Annotated in this window: 19 protein-coding genes and 1 pseudogene; 2 read left to right on the top strand and 18 right to left on the bottom strand. The window is 73.2% G+C overall.

The window, feature by feature from the left end:
• Nucleotides 1-118: 118 nt before the first annotated feature.
• Nucleotides 119-454, top strand: a pseudogene (locus QNO07_RS17120) (peptidoglycan DD-metalloendopeptidase family protein); the annotation flags it as partial.
• 894 nt (nucleotides 455-1348) lie between these two features.
• On the opposite strand, the gene QNO07_RS17115 reads toward QNO07_RS17120, so the two are convergent.
• The 16 genes from QNO07_RS17115 to QNO07_RS17040 form a co-directional block, all read right to left on the bottom strand.
• A complete protein-coding gene (locus QNO07_RS17115; RefSeq protein ID WP_283992997.1) occupies nucleotides 1349-1918 on the bottom strand; it encodes a TetR/AcrR family transcriptional regulator in 570 nt (189 codons plus the stop codon).
• A 190-nt stretch (nucleotides 1919-2108) separates the two neighbouring features.
• Nucleotides 2109-2951 carry an RNA polymerase sigma factor WhiG gene (gene whiG / locus QNO07_RS17110; RefSeq protein WP_283992922.1) on the bottom strand — a complete coding sequence of 281 codons (843 nt, stop codon included), beginning with the start codon at nucleotides 2949-2951 and terminating at the stop codon, nucleotides 2109-2111.
• Between the two features lie 249 nt (nucleotides 2952-3200).
• Nucleotides 3201-4457: a DNA-processing protein DprA gene (dprA, locus tag QNO07_RS17105; RefSeq protein WP_283992920.1), complete on the bottom strand. Its 1257-nt coding sequence runs from the start codon at nucleotides 4455-4457 to the stop codon at nucleotides 3201-3203.
• A complete protein-coding gene (locus QNO07_RS17100; RefSeq protein WP_283992919.1) occupies nucleotides 4454-6070 on the bottom strand; it encodes a YifB family Mg chelatase-like AAA ATPase in 1617 nt (538 codons plus the stop codon). The genes dprA and QNO07_RS17100 overlap by 4 nt, the downstream gene beginning before the upstream one ends.
• Before the next feature lies 1 nt (nucleotide 6071).
• Nucleotides 6072-6446, bottom strand: coding sequence for a YraN family protein (locus QNO07_RS17095; protein ID WP_283992918.1), 375 nt, complete (start codon nucleotides 6444-6446; stop codon nucleotides 6072-6074).
• A 317-nt stretch (nucleotides 6447-6763) separates the two neighbouring features.
• A complete protein-coding gene (locus QNO07_RS17090) occupies nucleotides 6764-7087 on the bottom strand; it encodes a DUF2469 domain-containing protein (protein WP_283992917.1) in 324 nt (107 codons plus the stop codon).
• Between the two features lie 40 nt (nucleotides 7088-7127).
• Nucleotides 7128-7853, bottom strand: coding sequence for a signal peptidase I (lepB, locus tag QNO07_RS17085; RefSeq protein WP_283992916.1), 726 nt, complete (start codon nucleotides 7851-7853; stop codon nucleotides 7128-7130).
• Nucleotides 7854-7932: 79 nt separating this feature from the next.
• The gene (gene lepB / locus QNO07_RS17080) at nucleotides 7933-8631 is read right to left on the bottom strand and encodes a signal peptidase I (protein WP_502961868.1); all 699 of its coding nucleotides are present in this window, start codon (nucleotides 8629-8631) and stop codon (nucleotides 7933-7935) included.
• 85 nt (nucleotides 8632-8716) lie between these two features.
• Entirely contained in the window at nucleotides 8717-9853 is a 1137-nt protein-coding gene (lepB, locus tag QNO07_RS17075) for a signal peptidase I (protein ID WP_502961867.1), read from the bottom strand.
• On the bottom strand, nucleotides 9846-10541 hold the full coding sequence (lepB, locus tag QNO07_RS17070) for a signal peptidase I (protein ID WP_283992912.1): 696 nt from the start codon (nucleotides 10539-10541) through the stop codon (nucleotides 9846-9848). Before lepB (QNO07_RS17070) ends, lepB (QNO07_RS17075) begins: the two co-directional genes overlap by 8 nt.
• A 51-nt stretch (nucleotides 10542-10592) precedes the next feature.
• On the bottom strand, nucleotides 10593-10943 hold the full coding sequence (gene rplS, locus QNO07_RS17065) for a 50S ribosomal protein L19 (RefSeq protein WP_283992910.1): 351 nt from the start codon (nucleotides 10941-10943) through the stop codon (nucleotides 10593-10595).
• 132 nt (nucleotides 10944-11075) lie between these two features.
• Nucleotides 11076-11921, bottom strand: a complete 846-nt coding sequence (gene trmD / locus QNO07_RS17060) for a tRNA (guanosine(37)-N1)-methyltransferase TrmD (protein ID WP_283992909.1) — start codon at nucleotides 11919-11921, stop codon at nucleotides 11076-11078.
• Nucleotides 11918-12439: a ribosome maturation factor RimM gene (rimM, locus tag QNO07_RS17055; protein WP_283992908.1), complete on the bottom strand. Its 522-nt coding sequence runs from the start codon at nucleotides 12437-12439 to the stop codon at nucleotides 11918-11920. Before rimM ends, trmD begins: the two co-directional genes overlap by 4 nt.
• A 162-nt stretch (nucleotides 12440-12601) precedes the next feature.
• The gene (locus tag QNO07_RS17050; protein ID WP_283992907.1) at nucleotides 12602-12841 is read right to left on the bottom strand and encodes an RNA-binding protein; all 240 of its coding nucleotides are present in this window, start codon (nucleotides 12839-12841) and stop codon (nucleotides 12602-12604) included.
• Between the two features lie 2 nt (nucleotides 12842-12843).
• Nucleotides 12844-13296 (bottom strand): 30S ribosomal protein S16, encoded by a 453-nt coding sequence (rpsP, locus tag QNO07_RS17045; protein ID WP_283992906.1) that lies wholly within the window; start codon nucleotides 13294-13296, stop codon nucleotides 12844-12846.
• A gap of 147 nt (nucleotides 13297-13443) precedes the next feature.
• Complete coding sequence (locus QNO07_RS17040) at nucleotides 13444-14034, bottom strand: hypothetical protein (RefSeq protein WP_283992905.1); 591 nt, start codon at nucleotides 14032-14034, stop codon at nucleotides 13444-13446.
• A 579-nt stretch (nucleotides 14035-14613) separates the two neighbouring features.
• Here QNO07_RS17040 and QNO07_RS17035 point away from each other — a divergent pair.
• Nucleotides 14614-15405, top strand: coding sequence for an SAM-dependent methyltransferase (locus QNO07_RS17035; RefSeq protein ID WP_283992904.1), 792 nt, complete (start codon nucleotides 14614-14616; stop codon nucleotides 15403-15405).
• A gap of 97 nt (nucleotides 15406-15502) precedes the next feature.
• Here QNO07_RS17035 and ffh read toward each other — a convergent pair whose 3' ends face one another.
• Nucleotides 15503-17056, bottom strand: a complete 1554-nt coding sequence (gene ffh, locus QNO07_RS17030; RefSeq protein WP_283992903.1) for a signal recognition particle protein — start codon at nucleotides 17054-17056, stop codon at nucleotides 15503-15505.
• Nucleotides 17057-17312: 256 nt separating this feature from the next.
• Complete coding sequence (locus QNO07_RS17025; protein WP_283992901.1) at nucleotides 17313-19787, bottom strand: [protein-PII] uridylyltransferase; 2475 nt, start codon at nucleotides 19785-19787, stop codon at nucleotides 17313-17315.
• Nucleotides 19788-19808 lie beyond the last annotated feature (21 nt).

The raw sequence follows: 19808 nt of genomic DNA, 5'->3' as shown, positions 1-19808 counted from the left end.
CCCGGCGACACTCCCGGTCGACACCCGAAAGGGGCACCCGGTTGTCCACAGCCGGCCGGTTGTCCACAGGTTTCGCTCAAGATCCACTTCGAGCGGAGTTCCGGGTCAGGCTGCGGACATGTGGCTCACTCTCGCAGCCCTTGTGCTGCTCAGCTGGCCGGTGCCCGACCCCCAGGTGGCACGGCCCTTCGACCCGCCCTCCGCCCCCTGGGCCGCCGGGCACCGCGGTGTCGACCTGATCGCGGCGGCCGGGACCGAGGTGCGGGCGGTCGCGGCCGGGCGGGTGTCCTTCGCGGGCGTAGTGGCCGGTCGCGGGGTGGTCTCCGTCGCTCTGGACGGCACCGGCGCCCCGCCCTTGCGCACCACCTACGAGCCGGTCCGCGCGACCGTCGCCGCCGGGCAACGTGTCGCTGCCGGCCAGGTCGTCGGAGTGCTCCAGGCGGAGCCCTCGCACTGCTCGCCCGCCGGATGCCTGCACTGGGGTCTGCGGCGCGGCGCTGCCTACCTCGACCCGCTGGCACTGCTGACCGGCCCGTCGGTACTGCTGCCGGTCACCGGCGTGCCACCGGCCGGTGAGGTGGCGACGGCTGGGCGGGTGCGGTCGGAGGACGGGGCGGCGACCGTGGCACCCGCTGAGCCCTCAGAGCACGCGGCGCCCGCGAAGCCGACTGCCGGGGCGGCAGGCACCAAGGGCGGTGGGGCGCGAGCTGATCCGCCGCGGCGAGACGCCGACCGTTCGATCGCGATGGCGGCGACGGTGAGCGCGGACGCAGGGCGGCCGGACGCCGGGCCCGCGGTACCGGCTTCGGCAGGCGCGGCGAGGCGGTCGGCCGATGGTGCACCGGTCATGTCCGTGCGGCCCGCCCTGCTTGTGGCGGCCCTCGTTCCTTCGGCAGCGCTGCTCGGGTGGCGGTGGTCGCAGCGTCGGCGATCCGGGCGGCGCAGGCCGGACGGGCCCGCGCCCGGCCGGTCGCGGCTCGGCCGACACGTTCTCAGGCGCGGCTGCCGTCCGCAGTCGTCCCGATCAGGGCCTCCGCCACTCCGGCGTCGCCGGCGAGCCGCTCCGCCTCGGCGAGGGGCGGCGGCATCTGCCGACCCTCCGTCTACCAGCGGGGAAGGTTCGGTGGTCACCCGGGTCGCCAGCTCCGCGCCCTCCGCGCTGCCCTCCTGGGCGGCCCGGACGAAGGCGTGCCCCTCAGCCACCGCGTCCCCGGCCTCGGCTGCCCTGCGCTCCTCGTCAAGATGCGCCACCGAACCGAACGCCCCTGCCGGGCGGGTCCTGCTCGAAGCCATGACCCGGTCACCGCTGCGACCGCGGCAGACGACGACCCTCCTGACAGCGGGGGTCTCAGTACCGGACTGCGCCGCCGACGCCGGTCAGGGCCATGGAGACGGCCGCCTCGGTGATGCGTTCGGGCTCCTCAGCCGCACCAAGTTCGATCCTGCGCACTGCGGCGTCGACGATGCCCTGGAGCAGCATGGCGGCGAGCCGCGGCTGGTCGTGGCCGAGATCCTCCAGCGCCTCCACGATCATCGCGATGAGGCCGCCGTGCGCGGCACGGATCTTCTCCCTCGCGCCCTGGTCCAGCTCGCCTGCGGAGATGGCCACCACTGCCCGGTGCCTGCGGTCGCCGACCAGCGCGAGCTGGCGGCGCACGTAGGCCTCGATCTTCGCCTCGGGGGTGCCTGCCGCGGCCATGGCGCGCTCGACCTCGGCCGCCCAGACCGGGAAGTCGGCCGCGCACAGCTCTTCGACGACGGCCGCCCGGGAGCGGAAGTACTCGTACACCGACGAGCGCGCCAGCCCGGTGCGCTCGGCGAGCGCGGGGAAGGTCAGTGCCTCCGTTCCGCCCTCGGACAGCAGGGAGCGAGCGGCGTCCAGCAGGGCGCTGCGCTGCATGTTCCGGTGCTCGGCCACCGAGGCCGCTCGAATCCTGGGCACTCCCCCACCATAGAGCCTGCCCGCGACGCTCGGCGGGGAGTCCGCCGGGAGCGGCACACGTCTCCGGCACGGGTGGGGACCGACCTGCTGACCCTGCCGCAGGGGTCACGTCATGGCTTCGGGGCACGCCTGAGCCGGGAGGGACGATTGAGCCGGGAGGGACGATTCAGCGGCCCAGCTCGGCCAGCTTGGCCCGCAACTGGAGCACGGACTTGGTGTGGATCTGGCTGACCCGGCTCTCGGTGACGCCCAGGACCTGCCCGATCTCGGACAGGGTCAGGCCCTCGTAGTAGTAGAGCGTCACCACCGTCTTCTCCCGGTCGGGCAGCGTGTTCACCGCACGGGCCAGCAACCGGCGCAGCTCACGGTCCTCGGCGATCTCCACCGGGTTGTCGGCGGCGGTGTCCTCCAGGGTGTCCATGAGGCTCAGCCGGTCGCCGCTCTCTCCACCGACGTGCAGCAGCTCCTCGAGCGCGACGACGTTGGCCAGGGAGAGCTGGCTGAAGACGCCGTGCAGTTCTTCGAGCTGGATGCCCATCTCGTTCGCCACCTCCGCCTCGGAGGGGGAACGGCGCAGCGACGCCTCCAGGGTGGCGTAGGCCCGTTCCACCGCGCGGGCCTTCTGCCGGACGGAGCGCGGGATCCAGTCCAGGGCGCGCAGCTCGTCGATCATGGCGCCGCGGATCCGGGTGATGGCGTAGGTCTCGAACTTGATCGAGCGCTCTGGGTCGAACTTCTCGATGGCGTCGATCAGCCCGAAGACACCGGAGGAGACGAAGTCGGCCTGCTCGACGTTGGCCGGCAGACCCACACTGACCCGCCCGGCCACGTACTTCACCAACGGGGAGTAGTGCAGGATCAGCTGCTCCCGCAGTCGCTCGTCACCGGTGTCCTTGTACGACCGCCACAACTCGTGGAGTGAGCTGGGGGCGGTGGTGCGTGCCGTCGCTACGGCCTGCGGCGGTACCGCCGTGGCCGTGCGCCGGGACCCGGACGTGTGCTGGGGCATTCGTCACCTAGAGCCGTTCTGCCGTGGTCGGAACGTCGGTCAGCGGGAAGAACTTTGTGAGCGTAGCATCATCGGCGAGTCGCATTGCGCGATGACCGTCCGATACGGGATGCGCAGATACGTTCCTCGACACGCACCTCGGGGCTACGGCGGGCACCCGGAAACGGCGTTCTCCGTAACCGGATCATCACGTTGCGTGTGCATGTGCTCACCCTTTCACTCAGTCGCTCCAGGTCAAGGACCGTGCTGTCACCTGTTGGGGTGTCGGCCGGACGAGTGGGCGAGTTGCCATCGGTCCGCACGGCACTCGACGAATCCCAGGGCGCGCAGCTCCCTGAGTCGGGGCAGCGCCACCGCGGTGGCCGTCCCGGCGGCCTGGGCGAGCCATCCCACGGGCACGGATCCGGCGGCCGGCAGCGCGTCCAGCAACCGGGCAGCGAGCGGATGCAGCAGGTCGCGGGGCACGGCGGTGCCCTCCGGGCCGGGCGCCAGCTCCCCGATGTCCCCGACCAGCTCGACGATCTCCCCCGCCCCGCCGACCGGCACGCCCTCGGCTCGCAGCAACTGGTGCACGCCGGCTGACAGCCGGGACGTCACCGGTCCGGGCACACCCATCACGTACCGGCCCAGCTCACCGGCGCGGCGGGCGGTGACCAGGGACCCGCTTCGCAGCTGGGCCTCCACCACGACCGTGCCCCGGGTCAGAGCGGCGATGACACGGTTGCGCAACACGAAGCGACTGCGGGTGGGGTGGGCGCCGGGCGGCAGTTCCGCGACCAGCACGCCCCTCTCCGCGATGCGGGCGATCAGTTCCTGGTTGCCCGGCGGATACGCCCGGTCGACTCCGCAGGCGAGCACCGCGATCGTCGCGCCGTCCACGGCTAGGGCTCCCCGGTGGGCGGCGGCGTCCACTCCGTAGGCGGCTCCCGAGGCCACGGCCCACCCGTGTTCGGCGAGTTCCGCGCCGAGTACCGAGGCGACGTGGGCGCCGTAGTCGGTGCAGGCACGTGCTCCCACCACGGCTACAGACCGCAGCGCGCACAACCGCAGCGACGCGGGGCCACGCACCCACAGGCCCACCGGACGAGCCTCCCCGAGATCGTCCAGCTGCCCCGGCCACTCCCGGTCGCCCGGTACCAGGAAGCGCCCGCCGACGTCGGCCAGGGCCGCCAGGTCCTTCTGGGGCCGGACCGCGCGGGCCCGGGCCCGCAGCCCGATGAGGCGCTCGGCGCTCACCCCGGGGAGCGGTCGGCCGCTGAGCAGGGCCGACAGCGTCCCGCCCGGGCCGAGGGTGGCGAGCCACCGCCCGATCGCCGTCTCACCGGGTTCGCCGACCCGGCACAGTGCCGCGCGGGCCAGCCGGTCCTCCTCCGCGCACCCCGCCCCGCCGTCCCCGGGGCCGCCGCCCTGCGTGCCGTCGCCCCGGACGCCCCCGCCGTGGCGAGCGCTCCCGCCGGACACGCCCTCGCCGCCCCCGCCCGCGCCAGCCGGGCCGCGACCGCTCATCCGGCCGTCACCCGAGCGCTCGTCCGGCTCGCGCCGCGCAGGATGCCCGTCCGCAGTTGCAGGGCCCACTCGACGTCCTCGGTGACAGGGCGGTCCCGGCCGGCGAGGTCGGCGACCGTCCAGGCGACCCGGAGCACCCGGTCCAGCCCCCGGGCGGTGAGCAGGCCGCGCTCCATGTCGGCCTCCGCGCCGGCCAGCGCTCCGGGGGCGACCGGCCAGCGGGTACGCAGCTCGTGGCCCGGCACCTCGCTGTTCGTCAGCCACGGGGTGCCGTGGTAGCGGGCGGCGGACCGCTCCCGGGCCTCTCGCACCCGCTCGGCCACCACCGCGGTCGACTCGGCGGGCCGGCCGGCGGCGAGCAGTTCGGCGCGGGCGACCGGCTCGACCGTGACCCGAAGGTCGACCCGGTCCAGCAGCGGGCCGGACAGCCGAGTCCGGTAGCGGCGCACCGCCGCGGGACGGCACTCGCAACCGCCGCCCGGCGTGCCGTGCCGACCGCAGGGGCACGGGTTCGCGGCGAGGACGAGCAGGATGCGGGCCGGCATGCGCATCACGCCCTGGGCGCGAGCGACCACGACCTGACCGGACTCAAGCGGTTGCCGCAGCGCGTCCAGGACCCGGGAGCTGCACTCGGCGGCCTCATCGATGAAGAGCACGCCGTGGTGTGCCAGGGAGACCGCGCCGGGGCGGGGCAGCCCGGTGCCACCGCCGATCAGGGAGGCCATGCTCGCCGAGTGGTGCGGGGCGCAGTAGGGCGGCCGGGACACCAGGGGACCACCGGGCGGCAGCACCCCGGCCACCGAGTGCACGGCGGTCGCCTCCAGGGACTCGGTGCCGGAGAGCGCGGGCAACAGACCGGGCAGCCGCTCGGACAGCATCGTCTTACCCGCTCCGGGCGGCCCCTTGAGGAAGAGGTGGTGTCGCCCGGCTGCGGCCACCTCCAGTGCCCTGCGGGCGGTGTGCTGGCCGGCCACCTCTGCCAGGTCGACCTGTCGGGCGCCGGGCAGGCCGCAGACGCCGAGCCCGGAGGCGGGCACGGCGTAGGCGGACGCGGTGAGATCGGGGCGGCCGTCGTCCGCGGTGTCCTCCTCCGGTTCGGGCTCGTCGGAGAGCAGCGCGATCAGCTGCCGGAGCGTGCGCACGCCGAGTACCGACACGCCGGGGACCAGCTCGGCCTCCGGCACTGTCTGCCGAGGGACCACCACCTGCCGGTACCCCGCGTCGGCCGCGGCGAGCACCGCGGGCAGGATGCCGCGGACCGGCCGGACCCGGCCGTCGAGCCCCAACTCGCCGATCATCATCAGGTCGGCGAGCCGCCGCGGGTCGATGCGCTCGGCGGCGCCGAGTACGGCGCAGGCCACAGCGACGTCGAAGCCGCTGCCTCCCTTGGGTACGGACGCGGGGCTGAGCCCCACGGTCAGCTTCTTCTGCGGCCACTCGGCGCCGGAGTTCACGACGGCCGCCCTCACCCGGTCCCGGCTCTCGACCAGGGACTTGTCGGGCAGCCCGACCAGGGTGAACGCCGCCACGCCGGGTTCCAGGTCGGCCTGGACCTCCACCGGCACGCCCTCCACGCCGACGAGAGCGACCGAGCAGGTGCGGGCGAAGCCCATCTCAGGCCACCCCCTGGATGTGCTCCACGATTGGGGCGCCGCGCCGGGGCAGGACCACACCCACCAGGTCGATGCGCACCCCGCCGGCCGGGACGCGGCCGTACCGGGCGATCCAGCGCTCGCTGAGCCACCGCGCGGCCAGGCGGCGCAGCCTGGCGGCCTTGCGCGGGGTGACCGCCGCCGCCGGGTGGCCGTAGGGGCCGGGCCTGCGGGTCTTGACCTCGCAGACGACCAGGGCGTCGGCATGCCGCGCGATGATGTCCAGCTCGCCGTCGCGGCAGCGCCAGTTGCGTTCCAGGATGGCCATGCCGCGCTGCCGCAGCCGCCGGGCCGCCAGGTCCTCCCCGTAGCGGCCGAGTGCTTCTCGTTCGTTCATCGGACCCACCTCCACCGCCGACTCTGTCCCGGACGGCGGAAAGAAGTGGATCTTGGCGGATATCTGTGGACAACCGAGGGGTTGTGGACAACTCCGTCACCCTTCCGGGTGCCGGCGAGCGCCCGGCGCTCAGCCTCCGGCGACACGGGGCCCGTACGGTCGGGCGGCCCCGCCGACGCCGAGGGCCGCCCCGGGCCGATCCCCCGAAGGGTCCGGCGCAGGGCGGCCCGGGGCCGCGCCACTCAGCCGTGCCTGCCTCAGACCCACCTACTCAGGCCCGGCTGCTCGCAGGCCCGCGTGCGAGGCCCGGCGTGTGCTCAGCCGTTGAAGCCGGAGTCCTCCGGCAGGTTGAGATCGCTCTTGTTCAGCTCCTCGACGTTGACGTCCTTGAACGTCAGCACGCGCACCTGCTTGACGAAACGGGCGGGTCTGTACATGTCCCAGACCCACGCGTCGGCCATCGACACCTCGAAGAACACCTCTCCCTGGACCGAGTGGACCTGCATCTCGTAGTCGTTGGTGAGGTAGAAGCGCCGTTCGGTCTCAATGACGTACTTGAACAGACCGACGACGTCCCGGTACTCCCGGTAGAGCTTCAGCTCCATCTCGGTCTCGTACTTCTCGAGGTCCTCGGCGCTCATGGCATGTTCCCCTTCAGCCGTGCGTTCACCTCATTGTGCGTCAGCTCGCCGGTCCCCGTCCGACACGCCGCGCGATCGGCCCGTAGGCGGCGCCGCCCAGGATGAGCAGGGCACCCGTGCCGACCGCCCACAGCAGGGGCACCAGCGGGCCCGGGCGGGAGACGCCGCCGGGCAGCTGCGCGAAGCCCTCCGGCCTCGGCACGGTACGCAGGCCGGCGGGCGGCCACGCGGTCGCGTCGACCCGGGCGCGCACGCCCGAGCGGGGCACGGCCCCGTCGGTGCCGTCGGCGAGGTGCACCCGGGAGTCCAGCGAGACCTCCCGGCTGTCACCGAGCAGGAACAGCCGGCCGTCGGGCACCTGCGCGCGGAACCCGCCCGTCGAGGCCGGGCCGCCACCGCTCAGGTACGGCTCCTCGACGGCTTGGCCGTTCACCGTGAGCCGTCCCCGCGCGTCGCAGCAGTCCACCTCGTCGCCGCCGACCGCGACCACCCGCTTGACCATGGGCAGGTCGCCCCACTGCGGGTCGGTGAAGACCACCACGTCACCGCGGCGGACCCGGTCGCCGTCGATCCTCTGGGCGAGCACCCGCTCGCCGGCCGCGACCGTGGGCGCCATCGAGTCGGTCGGCACCGTGTACGGCCGGTACTGGAGCGCGCCCCAGGCGGAGCCCCCGAGGAAGAGCACGCAGCCCAGCGCCACCAGTACCGAGGAGACGATCTCCCCGCCCCGGCGCCGCACGGACGCCGTACCTGCGACCTCGCCCACCCGGTGCTCTCCGTCCTCGTCGGCTGTTCGCGCACCCTACCCCCGAGTAGGGTGCGCGAACAGACCTGAGGGAGCCGGTTCAGCCCTTGGCTGCGGGGGCTGCCGCCAGCAGCCGGCGGCGGCGCCAGAGCACCAGGGGCACCGCTCCGGCCAGGCCCAGGGCCGGCGGCACCGCCCCGGCGAGGTTCTGGTCGAAGGTGGCGGGCACCGGGAGTGTGCTCCACCGGTTCACCGGCCAGGCAACGACTACGGCACGGCCCACCACTTCGCTCTCGGGCACCGTGCCGTTGCCGGGTCCGTCCTGGTGGTAGCGGGAGTCCAGCGAGTTCTGCCGGTGGTCGCCCATCACCCAGAGCTTCTTCTCGGGGATCTTCAGCGGACCGAACTCGCGGTCGCCGCAGGGCGTGTTGCCCGGGTAGAGGTAGTCGGACTCCTCCAGGTCCCGCCCGTTGACCTTGACCGTGCCGCCCTTGGCGCACTCGACGGTGTCACCGCCCTTGGCGACGACCCGCTTGATGAGGTCCTGCTCGTTGGCCGACGGCATCAGGCCGACGAAGCTGAGGCCCTTCTGCAGGAAGTTCTCCGAGACCGTCGGGTTGTCAAGCCAGCCGCCCGGGTCGTGGAAGACCACGACCTCGCCGCGCTCCGGCGTCGCACCGAACCACGGGGTCAACTTGTCGACAAGGACCCGGTCCCCCGGCTGCAGGGTGTTCTGCATCGAGTCCGACGGGATGGAGAACGCCTGCAGCAGGAACGTCTTGATGACCAGCGCCAGCACGAGGGCGATACCGACCAGGATCGGCAGCTCCTTCCAGAAGGAGCGCTGCTTCGACCCGGTCGCGCCGCCGCTGCCCTTCCGGTTCCTACCGTTCCCGCCCGTCACCTGGGTCCCGTCGGTCGTTCCGGTGCCGTCGGGCGGCGCTGCCTCGCGCTGCGCCCGTTCTCCGTCGTCTCCCGTCGGGTGGCTCTCCGGCTCTTCCCCGCCGGACCCGGACCGGGCACCGACCGCCACGTCCCCCACATCCACTCCTCACACTGCGCCGCTGCCTGGCCGTCAGTCGGCGCAGGCCCACCACTCCCATAACGAGCGGGAGTTCCGCAGGGGTCGGGAGAGGCACTATTTGATTGTCGCCCCTGCCCGCCGCCGACGCCGGAGCGCCGCGCGCATCGGGCACCGACGCGTAGGTTCCCGGCTCTTCCAACCGGCGCCAGTGAGAATACGGCCACGCGATCACCACTGCCTTGCCGACCACCAGTTCCTCGGGGACCGTCCCCTGGTCCGGTTCCCGCAGATGCGCGCGCGAATCGGCCGAGTTCGCCCGGTGGTCGCCCAGGACGAAGATCCGCCCGACCGGCACCTGGACCTCGAACGGCAGCTGGGAGGGCTGGTTGCCCGGGTGCAGGTACGCCTCGTCGAGCGGAGTGCCGTTGACGGTGACCCGCCCCTGGCTGTCGCAGCACTTGACGTTGTCGCCGCCGATCGCCACGACACGTTTGATGAGGTCCTGCTCGTCCTCGGACGGGAGCAGGCCGATGAAGGTCAGCAGCTGCTTGCCCTGTTTGATCACCGGCGGGTCGTCGGCGGGGGGCAGCTGCTGCTGCTCGAGCCAGCCGCCCGGGTCCCGGAAGACGACGACGTCCCCGCGCTCGGGGCGGGAGCCGAACCAGGGCGTGAGCTTGTCCACGAGCACCCGGTCGTCGATGCGGATGGTCTGCTCCATCGAGCCCGACGGGATGACGAACGCCTGCACCAGGAAGGTCTTGAGCACCAGCGCGATCAGCAGCGCGACGCCGACCAGGATCGGTATCTCCCGCGTCGCGGAGAGCCTCCGGCGGCGCTTGATGCGCTTCGCGGTACGGCGGCGTTCGGCCCTGCTCTCGCCGGGACCGCGCGGCACGGTGTACCGGCCGGTGTCCCACATGTCCCTGTCGTCGTCGTACTGCGGCTGCGGCTCTGGCGGCCGGTGGTGTCCGTACCGGGATCTGCCGCGCTTACCCATGGGCTGCCCGCAGGGTCGCCCAGCGACCGGCCGGCCAGCCGATCCAGTCGGCGCGGCCGATCACCCGGTCCACGGCGACGGTCCCGCCTCCGGGGCGGCCGAGGTGGTCGCGGGAGTCGCGGGACTCGGCCCGGTGGTCACCCATCACCCACAACCGCCCCTCCGGTACCACGATGTCGAACGGCACTGCCGAGGCACTGCCACCGGGGTGCAGGTAGTGCTCCTCCAGCGGTTCACCGTTCACCTCGATCCTCCCCTGCGAGTCACAGCACTTCACACTGTCCCCGCCGGTTCCGACGATGCGCTTGACGTAATCGTTCCGTGGCGGCTCCGCCATGCCCAGCGCGGCGCCCACCGTGCGCAGCGCGGCGGTGACCGGGTCGGTGGCCGGTTCCTCGTCTGCGAACGTGCCCGTCCCGTCAAAGACCACAACGTCGCCGCGGGCCGGATCGTTGCCGAAACGGTATGCCAGCTTGTTCACCAGGATCCGGTCCCCGACCCGCAGCGTGTTCTCCATCGAGCCGCTGGGGATCAGGTAGGGCTGCACGACGAAGGTGCTGACCAGCAGGAAGACCGCCACCAGCGCGATGAGGGCGGCGCCCGGACGCACGAAACGCGACCGTCGTCCCCGGGCCCGCTGGGGGGCCGGGGAGCGGTCGCGCTCCGAGGGTGGTGCGTCGGTGTCCACGGCGCCGAGCCTATCCGGCCCGGTCTGGACCCCTCAGGATGACGCGGGAGATCAGTTGTCCCGCTTCTCCTTGATCTTGGCAGCCTTGCCGCGCAGGTCGCGCAGGTAGTACAGCTTGGCGCGGCGGACGTCACCGCGGGTGAGCCGCTCGATCTTCTCGACGACGGGGGTGTGGACGGGAAAGGTCCGCTCCACGCCGACGCTGAAGCTCACCTTGCGCACGGTGAAGGTCTCGCGGATACCCGAGCCCTGACGGCGGATGACAACACCCTTGAACTGCTGGACTCGCGAGCGGCTGCCCTCGATGACGCGCACGTGGACGTTGACGGTGTCCCCGGGGCGGAAGGGCGGGATGTCGCTGCGCAGCGACGCGTTGTCGACGGAGTCGAGAAGGTGGGACATGCGGGTCTGCTTTCTTCGCCCATGCCACAGGTCATCGGCGGACGTGTTCGGAGTCAGTCGGAGGTGCCTCTCCGCCGGGGCGGGCGTTGGTCCCCCTGTGGCAGGGTCGCGCGCCGGACGTGAGGCAGCGGCCTATTCTTCCACGGCTTGCCCGGGCGGCCCAAATCGGCCGTCCGAGCCGGCGGACCAGCCGAGGGAGTGCAGGGTCGCGCGGTCGTGCTTGTCGAACGCCGCCGGGTCGCAGCGGGCGATCAGGTCGGGCCGGTGCCCGGCGGTGCGGCGCAGCGCCTCGTCGCGCCGCCAGCGGGCGATCCGCCCGTGGTGGCCGCTGACCAGCACGTCCGGCACGCCGCGGCCGCGCCACTCGGGGGGCTTGGTGTACACCGGGCCCTCCAGCAGGTCCGCCATGGCGCCGGGGGCGAACGAGTCGTCGCGGTGCGACTCGGCGTTGCCGAGCACGCCGGGCAGCAGCCGGGCGATGGCCTCGACCATCACCAGCACCGGGGCCTCCCCGCCGGCCAGCACGTAGTCGCCGATCGACACCTCGCGCACGTCGGCGCGCTCGGCGTACTCCTCGACGACCCGCCGGTCGATGCCCTCGTAGCGGGCCGGGGTGAAGACCAGCCACGGCTTGGCGGCCAGTTCCACGGCCAGTTCCTGGGTGAACGGCCGCCCGCTGGGCGTGGGTACCACGATCACCGGCCCCGAGCCGCCCGCCGCAGCGTCTCCGGCGTCCGCCGGGGGCGCTGAAGAGGCCAGCACCGCGTCCAGCGCCTCGCCCCACGGCTCGGGCTTCATGACCATGCCGGGCCCGCCGCCGTAGGGGGTGTCGTCGACCGTGTGGTGGCGGTCGTGAGCCCAGGCGCGCAGGTCGTGCACGCGCACGTCGAGCTGCCCGCGGGCGCGGGCCTTCCCGACGAGGGAGACGTTCAGCGGCTCCAGGTACTCGGGGAAGATGGTGATGACGTCGAGCCTCACACCGCCTCGCCCTCGTCGAGCAGGCCGGGCGGCGGGTCGACGATCGCCCGCTGCGCGTCCAGGTCGATGGTGGGCACGATCTCGGCGACGAAGGGGATCAGCACCTCGCCGCCCTCCGGGCGTGCGACGACCAGCAGGTCCTGCGAGGGGAGGTGGGCGACTTCGGTGACGCGTCCCACGGGTGTGCCGTCGACGGTCACGACGTCCAGGTCGACCAGCTGGTGGTCGTAGTACTCCTCGGGGTCCTCCGGGACCTCAGTGGGGTCCACCTCGGCGATGAGCAGCGTGTTGCGCAGGGCCTCGGCGCCCGTGCGGTCGGTGACGCCCTCGAAGCGCAGCAGCAGCCGGCCGCTGTGCACCCGGCCGGTGGCGATGGTGAGCGGTCCGACGGTGGCGGGGTCGGTGGCGAGGACGGCGCCGGGCGCGAGCCTCACCTCCGGCTCGTCCGTCCTGACCTCGACGGTGACGTCGCCCCTGATGCCATGGGCGCGGCCGATGCGCGCGACTACGAGCTGCACGGTGCTCTTCCTTCTCCGGCCCTCGCCGGGTCCTTCTGCGGCATTCGCCGGCCTGTTCCGGTCCTCGCCGGTCCGACGCACGACCACGGGCCGGGGACGGATCGTGACCCGTCCCCGGCCCGTGCCGGTACTGCGTGGTGCTCTGTCTGCGGCAGCCGCCGGTCAGCGGACGTCGTCGACGTCGACAAGGTCGACGCGGACACCGCGGCCACCGAGGGCGCCCGCAACGGTGCGCAGGGAGCGGGCGGTGCGGCCGTTGCGGCCGATCACCTTGCCGAGGTCGTCGGGGTGGACCCGGACCTCCAGCACACTCCCGCGACGCAGGGTGCGGGACGCGACCTGAACCTCGTCGGGGTGTTCGACGATGCCCTTCACGAGGTGCTCGAGGGCTTCCTCGAGCATGCTCAGGCCTCGGTCGACTCAGCCGGGGCGGCAGCCTCGGCGTCGGCCTGCTCCGGCTTGTCGGCCTTGTCGGCCTTCTTGGCCTTGGGGGTGATCGCCTCACCCTTCGGCTCGTCGCCGGAGGCCTTGGCCGCGGCTTCGAAGAGGCCCTTCTTGTCTTCCTTGGGCTCCGCGACCTTCATCGGCTCCGGGGCCGGCAGGCCCTTGAACTTCTGCCAGTCACCGGTGACCTTGAGAATGGCCTGCACGGGCTCGGTCGGCTGCGCGCCGACACCCAGCCAGTACTGGACACGCTCGGAGTCGACCTCGATGCGCGAGGGGTTCTGCACCGGGTGGTACAGGCCGATCTCCTCGATGGCCCGGCCGTCACGGCGGGTACGGGAGTCGGCGATGATGATGCGGTAGTGAGGCGAACGGATCTTGCCCAGTCGCTTCAGCTTGATCTTGACTGCCACAGCTGTGGTGTCTCCTGGTCTTGACGTGGTTGGACCCGGCAGGATGCCACGTGGGGTTGCGGTACCCGTGAGGTCCGATGGACGCGTCAGCCGAAGGAGAGAGGGGTCCTGGGCGGCTGTCGAGTACAGCCGCCCATTGTGCCACACTCAGCCGACCGCGACGGCCTCGGGAATGCGGAACTGCTTGCCGCACGCGCCGCACATGATCGGCGCCTGGGCCAGCACTGACGGGACCACGCGGACGTTGCGACCGCAGTCACAGACGGCCTTGACCCGCACGCCGCCTCCGGACGACCCGTGGCGGGCCGCCGGCCCCCGGAAACTACGCGAGGTGTCCCCGCTGGTGGCGACGGAGTGCGCGCGCAGCGCACGGCGCAGCCGCTCGGCGGTGGTCCGGTAGCGTCTCTTGGCCTCGTGGGTCATGACGACCAGGGAGAACCCGCTGCTGGGGTGCGGCTCCTCGGAGTGTTCGAGGCCGAGTTCCTCGGCGACCGCCAGGAACCTCCTGTTGTGGTAGCGGCCCGCTCGCGAGGTGTCGCGGATCCCGCGGGCCGCGGCGATTCCGTGGACGGCCTCGTGCAGCAGGCGTTCGAAGGAGAGTTCGGCGCCGCAGGCGGACGACGACTCCCCGATCAGCGATTCGGGCGCGGCCAGGTCCGGCAGCTCGGGGTGGTGCCGTTGAATGTCGGCCCACGCGGCTGCCAGTTCGGCGGCGAGGACAGGTGGTGTCGTGCTCACGTCGTGACAACGAGCCGGAGGGCGCCTGTGTTCCGATTCCGGGGCATCTTAAATATTTTGCACGTACCAGTCAGTTGCCGTTGATGCCCTGTATGAGGGCGGGTACGCAGATCTGCGGACGACCTCGTACACCTGCCCCACCAGGGGACGTAATGCCGGACGGCCGGATCCCCCGTGCCCCCACAGTGCCACGCCGGGCGGGCCCGCGGTGCCCGACCACCCGGATCGCGCCATTCGGCGGCCGGTCTCACCCGATCGGAGGAGACCCCACGCACACCTCCCCCACCGGCGGCGACAGCCGCCCGGAGCCCTGAAACCACCACCGCCGGACGCGCTTCGAGGGCCGGCCGAACGGCCACCGCAGCGCCTGTCGTGACGCGCGGGTCACGGACGGGTGACGCAGAATCGGGAATCGGGCCCGCTCCGTCGAGCAGGGGCCGTACAGCCCCTGGACGCGGGGCCGGTTACGCAGTTCCCTGTCATGGGGGCCGGACCCGTGAGGGCAGCGAGCACCGACACCGGCTGACACCGGGTGACGGATGACGACAGCAACGATCCTTCGGCGATTGGGGCGCCCAGATGACTTCCACGCTCGCTCACCACGAGCAGCGCGCACAGCTCGCCCGCGACTGGGCCGAGATCCAGGAGCGGATGCTGGTACCTCTCTACGAGGCCGTCTACGAACGGGTCGAGGTCGGCCCCGACACCCGGCTGCTGGGCCTGGGCTGCGGGACCGGTCTGGCGCTGCTGCTGGCAGCGGGCCGGGGCGCGGCGGTCACGGGCACCGAGACGGACGGCACCCGGCTCGAACTCGCCCGGGCCCGGCTGCTGCCGGAGCCGCAGCGCGGCTCCAGGCGGTGGTCGGTCGACCTGGTCGGCGGCGGCCCGGCCGACGTCCCGCGGGAGCGGACCTTCAACCTCGTGACGGCCTTCGGCCGCCGCCCGGACCCGAAGAGCCTGGCCGCCGCGGTGGCCCGCACCGAGCCGGGCACACCGGTGGTACTGGCCGACTGGGGGCCAGCCGAGCGGTGCGCCGCCACCGGCGCGCTCCGGGTCGCCTCCCGGCTCGCCGAGCCGCAGCGTTCCGGCACGACCTGGCGGCCGAGCGGGCGGGACGACCTGGAGGAACTGGCGCACGGCGCCGGGCTGCGGCTGGACGGCTCCGGGCGGGTGTCCTGCCCGTTCGGCTACGCCGACCTGGACAACGCGGTGCGCGGCCTGCTGTCCACCGGCCTGTTCGCCGGCGCGGTGCGGGCCACCGACGAGATGCAGGTCGGCAAGGAGCTGGGTGAGGCGCTGCAGCCCTACCTGCGCCCGGACGGCAGCGTGTGGATGCCCAACCTGTTCCGCTACGTGATCGCGCGGGGCTGACCCGGGCGGGCCCGGGCCCGCCCCTGCCCCCCTCAGGCCCCGGAGCCGGCCCGGAGCGGGCCGACCGGGCCGGGGAGAGAGCGGCCCGGCGCGGCGCTCACTTCGGGGGCAGGATGTCCCGGAACTCCTTGGGCAGCTCGAAGGACTCGGCCTCGCCGCCGGCGGGCAGTCCGAAGGCGCTGCCCGCGCCGGCCGCCCTGCGGTCGGCTGCGGCCTGCTCCTCCTGCTTGCGCTTCATCGGGTTGCCCGACTTGCGCTTGCCCTTGGCGGCCTTCTGCTGCTTCGGCTTCTTCCGGCCGGGACCACCGCCCATGCCCGGCATCCCGGGCATCCCCGGCATGCCACCGCCCTGGGCCATCTTCGACATCATCTTGCGCGCCTCGAAGAACCGCTCCACCAGGTTCTTCACGGCGCTGACCTCCACGCCGGAGCCCTTGGCGATGCGCGCCCGCCGGGAGCCGTTGATGATCGTCGGCTCGTGCCGCTCGGCGGGCGTCATCGACTTGATGATGGCCGCGGTGCGGTCGACGTCCCGCTCGTCGAGGTTGTTGATCTGGTCCTTGATCTGGCCCATGCCCGGCATCATGCCGAGCAGCTTGGACAGCGAGCCCATCTTGCGGACCTGCTCCATCTGGGCCAGGAAGTCGTCGAGCGTGAACTCCTTGGGGCCCTTTGCCAGCTTGGCGGCCATCGCCTCGGCCTCTTGCTGGCTGAACGTCTGCTCGGCCTTCTCGATGAGGCTGAGCACGTCACCCATGCCGAGGATGCGCGAGGCCATCCGGTCGGGGTGGAAGGCGTCGAAGTCGTCGACCTTCTCGCCGTTGGAGGCGAACATCACCTGGCGGCCGGTGATCTGGGCGATGGACAGGGCCGCACCGCCGCGCGCGTCGCCGTCGAGCTTGGAGAGCACCACACCGTCGAAGCCGACGCCGTCGCGGAAGGCCTCGGCGGTGTTGACCGCGTCCTGGCCGATCATCGCGTCGACGACGAAGAGCACCTCGTCGGGGCTGACCGCGTCCCGGATGTCGGCGGCCTGCCGCATCATCTCCTGGTCGATGCCCAGGCGGCCTGCGGTGTCGACCACGACCACGTCGTACTGCTTGGTCCGCGCGTACTCGACCGAGTCCCGCGCGACCTTGACCGGGTCGCCCACTCCGTTGCCGGGCTCGGGCGCGTAGACGCCGACACCGGCCCGCTCGGCGACCACGGTGAGCTGGTTGACGGCGTTGGGGCGCTGGAGGTCGCAGGCGACCAGGAGCGGCGAGTGGCCCTTGGCCTTGAGCCAGTGGCCCAGCTTGCCGGCGAGCGTGGTCTTGCCCGCGCCCTGGAGGCCGGCGAGCATGATCACCGTCGGCGGCTGCTTGGCGAAGCGCAGCTGGCGGGTCTCGCCGCCGAGGATGCCGACAAGCTCCTCGTTGACGATCTTGATGACCTGCTGGGCGGGGTTGAGCGCCTTGGAGACCTCGGCACCCGCGGCCCGCTCCTTGACCTGCTTGATGAAGGCGCGCACGACGGGCAGCGCCACGTCCGCTTCGAGCAGGGCGATGCGGATCTCGCGCGCCGTGGCGTCGATGTCCGCCTCGCTCAGCCGGCCTTTGCCCCTGAGGTTCTTGAAAGTCGCTGCGAGGCGATCGGAGAGAGTGTCGAACACGGCGGTCGCTGATCCTTCACGTCGTCGGTCACTTCGGCGGTCGTCAGCGTGTCCCGGCGTCCTGGCTGGACATGCGGGCGTCGTCTGGGAGTGCACCGCACAGCGGAGGACCGGCCGCGACCGGCCCGTTCGCGGGCCGGTCGGTCGGTTCGGCAACGCAGCGAGGTGCACCGGCCAGGCGCCGCAGACCCAGCGGGGGCGTCGGGGCGCGCTGCGCCAAGGGTATCTGCCCGCCCGGCATACGGTCAGCCTGCCGTCAGCCCTCCAGGGAGCGCTGCACCGCGGCGGCCAGTTCCGCCGCCTGCTCGCCGGGCAGCGGGGAGCCGTCCGGGCCGGTCACGTAGAAGGCGTCGACGGCGTTCGCGCCGAGCGTGCTGATGTGCGCGCTGCGGACGGTGACCTTCACGCTCTCCAGCGCCCGCCCGATGCGGTGCAGCAGGCCGGAGGCGTCCTGGGCGCGGACCTCCAGCACGGTGGCCCGCTGGGACACGGCTGCGGCGACCGTCACCCGGGGCGGCGGTGCCAGCAGGCCGCGCCGCCGCCCGCGGTAGGCCCGCTCCCGCTCGGCGAGGCGGGCGGGGATGTCCAGCGAACCGTCGAGCGCGCGCACCAGGTCGGCGCGCAGCCGGGACGCCTGCGGCAGGGAGCCGTACTCGGCGGCGACCCGCCAGTTCAGCAGCAGCACCGGGCCCTCGCCGGTCGGGTCGGTGGAGCGCAGTTCGGCGGTGCGCACGGTCAGCCGGTGCAGGGCCAGCACACCCGCGACGCCTGGCAGCACGCCGGGCTGCTCCGGCAGGGCGATGAGCAGTTCGACGCCCACCGGTTCCCGCACGTCGCCGTCGCCCGCGTGGTCAGGGCCGTCCCCGTCGGTGCCGTCGAGGCGGGCGTGCTGGGCGTGCAGGGACAGCACCGGGCCGCCGGTGCGCCACGCCTCGACGGCGAGGCGTTCCTCCTGCGCGGTGAGCGCGCCGGTGTCCTCGCCCGCGTCGGCGGGGGTTCCGGCGAGCAGCGCGGCGGTCCGGGCGACGAGGTCGGCGACGAGCGAGGCGCGCCACGCCGACCAGGCCGCGGGCCCGGTGGCGAGCGCGTCGGCCTCGGTGAGCGCGTGCAGCAGTTCCAGCGTGCCGCTGCTGCCCACGGCCGCGGCGACGGCCTCGACGGTGGCCGGGTCGTCCAGGTCGCGCCGGGTGGCGGTCTCCACCAGCAGCAGGTGGTGCCGGATCAGGGTGGCCAGCACGGCGGCGTCGGCCTCGTCGAACCCGATGCGGGCGGCCATGTCGTGGCCGATGGTCTCGCCCACGACGGAGTGGTCACCCGGCCAGCCCTTGCCGATGTCGTGCAGCAGGGCCGCCACGAGCAGCAGGTCGGGGCGGTGCACGCGGCGGGTGAACGCCGACGCCTGGACGGCCGTCTCGACGAGGTGCCGGTCGACGGTCCAGCGGTGGACGGCGTTGCGCTGCGGGCGGCAGCGGACCCGCTCCCAGTCCGGCAGCAGCGCGGTGATCAGGCCCTCCGCCTCCAGCGCCTCCCAGACGGGCACCGTCGCGGCGCCCGCGCCGAGCAGGGTGACGAACTGCTCGCGGGCGTCGGCCGGCCACGGGACGGCGAGCGCCGGTGTGGTCCGGGCGAGGCTGCGGGCCGTGGACAGCGCCAGCGGCACGTCCGCCTGGGCGGCTGCCGCAGCGGCGCGCAGCACCAGGCCGGGGTCGCGGTCGGGCCGCGCGGACCGGGCGAGCACCACTTCGCCGTCCTGCTCGACGACACCGTCGGCTAGCGGGGTGCGCTCGGGGCCGGCAGCCGACCGGCCGCCCAGCAGAGTACGCAGCCGCGGCCGGGCGGAGCGGGCGCGCAGCACCCGGCCGACCTCGCGCCAGGTGACGTCGCTGGCGTAGGAGAGCGTGCGGGCCGCCTCGTAGACCTGGCGGAGCAGGCTGTCGGCGTCCAGCAGCCCGAGCGCGGCGGCGACGTCGTCCTGGTCGTGGAGGTCGAGCCGGTCGGTGGCCCGTCCGGTGGTCAGGTGCAGGGCGTCGCGCACGTCGAGCAGCAGTGAGCGGGCGTGGGCGAGCCCTTCGCGGGGTGCGTCGGCGAGCCAGGAGGCGGCGACGGCCCGCAGCGCGGTGGCGTCGCGCAGTCCGCCGGCGGACTCCTTCAGGTCGGGTTCGAGGAGGTACTGCAGCTCGCCCTGCCGTTCGGCGCGCTCGCGGCACATCTCCTGGAGCTCGGGCAGCCGCTTGGCCGCCCGGGCCCGCCACTGGGCGAGTTGCTCGGTGCGCAGCCGCGCGGTGAGCCCGGCGTCCCCGGCGACGTGCCGGGCGTCGAGCAGGCCGAGCTGGACCTTGAGGTCCTCGGCGGCGGTCCTGCGGGCCTCGTCGGGGGTGCGCACCGAGTGGTCCAGGTCCAGGCCCAGGTCCCACACCGGGTACCAGACCCGGTCGGCAAGCGCGGCCAGCTCCCCGGCGGGACGTTTCCCGTCGTGGAGCAGCAGCAGGTCGAGGTCGCTGCGCGGGGAGAGTTCGCCGCGTCCGTAGCCGCCGACGGCCACCAGGGCGACGCCGCCGGGCTGCGGACCGAGCAGGCCGGCCAACCAGGTGTCGGTCAGCGAGGCCAGTTCGGCACGGCGCGGCGGCCCGGACCGCACCTCCTGGTTGAGGAGGTGCAGCCGGGCCGCCGCGTACCCGCTGGGGCCCGTCCCGGTCGTGTCCGTGCTGCCGTCCGTGGACTCCGTGGTCATCCGGTCCCCAACTCCCATGTT

Origin of the sequence: Streptomyces sp. 549, assembly GCF_030124175.1 — a bacterium.
Classification (GTDB): Bacteria; Actinomycetota; Actinomycetes; order Streptomycetales; family Streptomycetaceae; genus Streptomyces.
This window is presented reverse-complemented; position numbering and strand designations above follow the sequence as displayed.

Coding starts and splice junctions, on each gene's coding strand:
- whiG (WP_283992922.1), bottom strand. CDS start 2,951: ATGCCCCAGCACACGTCCGGGTCCCGGCGCACGGCCACGGCGGTACCG.
- dprA (WP_283992920.1), bottom strand. CDS start 4,457: ATGAGCGGTCGCGGCCCGGCTGGCGCGGGCGGGGGCGGCGAGGGCGTG.
- QNO07_RS17100 (WP_283992919.1), bottom strand. CDS start 6,070: ATGGGCTTCGCCCGCACCTGCTCGGTCGCTCTCGTCGGCGTGGAGGGC.
- QNO07_RS17095 (WP_283992918.1), bottom strand. CDS start 6,446: ATGAACGAACGAGAAGCACTCGGCCGCTACGGGGAGGACCTGGCGGCC.
- QNO07_RS17090 (WP_283992917.1), bottom strand. CDS start 7,087: ATGAGCGCCGAGGACCTCGAGAAGTACGAGACCGAGATGGAGCTGAAG.
- lepB (WP_502961867.1), bottom strand. CDS start 9,853: ATGGGTAAGCGCGGCAGATCCCGGTACGGACACCACCGGCCGCCAGAG.
- rplS (WP_283992910.1), bottom strand. CDS start 10,943: ATGTCCCACCTTCTCGACTCCGTCGACAACGCGTCGCTGCGCAGCGAC.
- QNO07_RS17050 (WP_283992907.1), bottom strand. CDS start 12,841: ATGCTCGAGGAAGCCCTCGAGCACCTCGTGAAGGGCATCGTCGAACAC.
- QNO07_RS17035 (WP_283992904.1), top strand. CDS start 14,614: ATGACTTCCACGCTCGCTCACCACGAGCAGCGCGCACAGCTCGCCCGC.
- QNO07_RS17025 (WP_283992901.1), bottom strand. CDS start 19,787: ATGACCACGGAGTCCACGGACGGCAGCACGGACACGACCGGGACGGGC.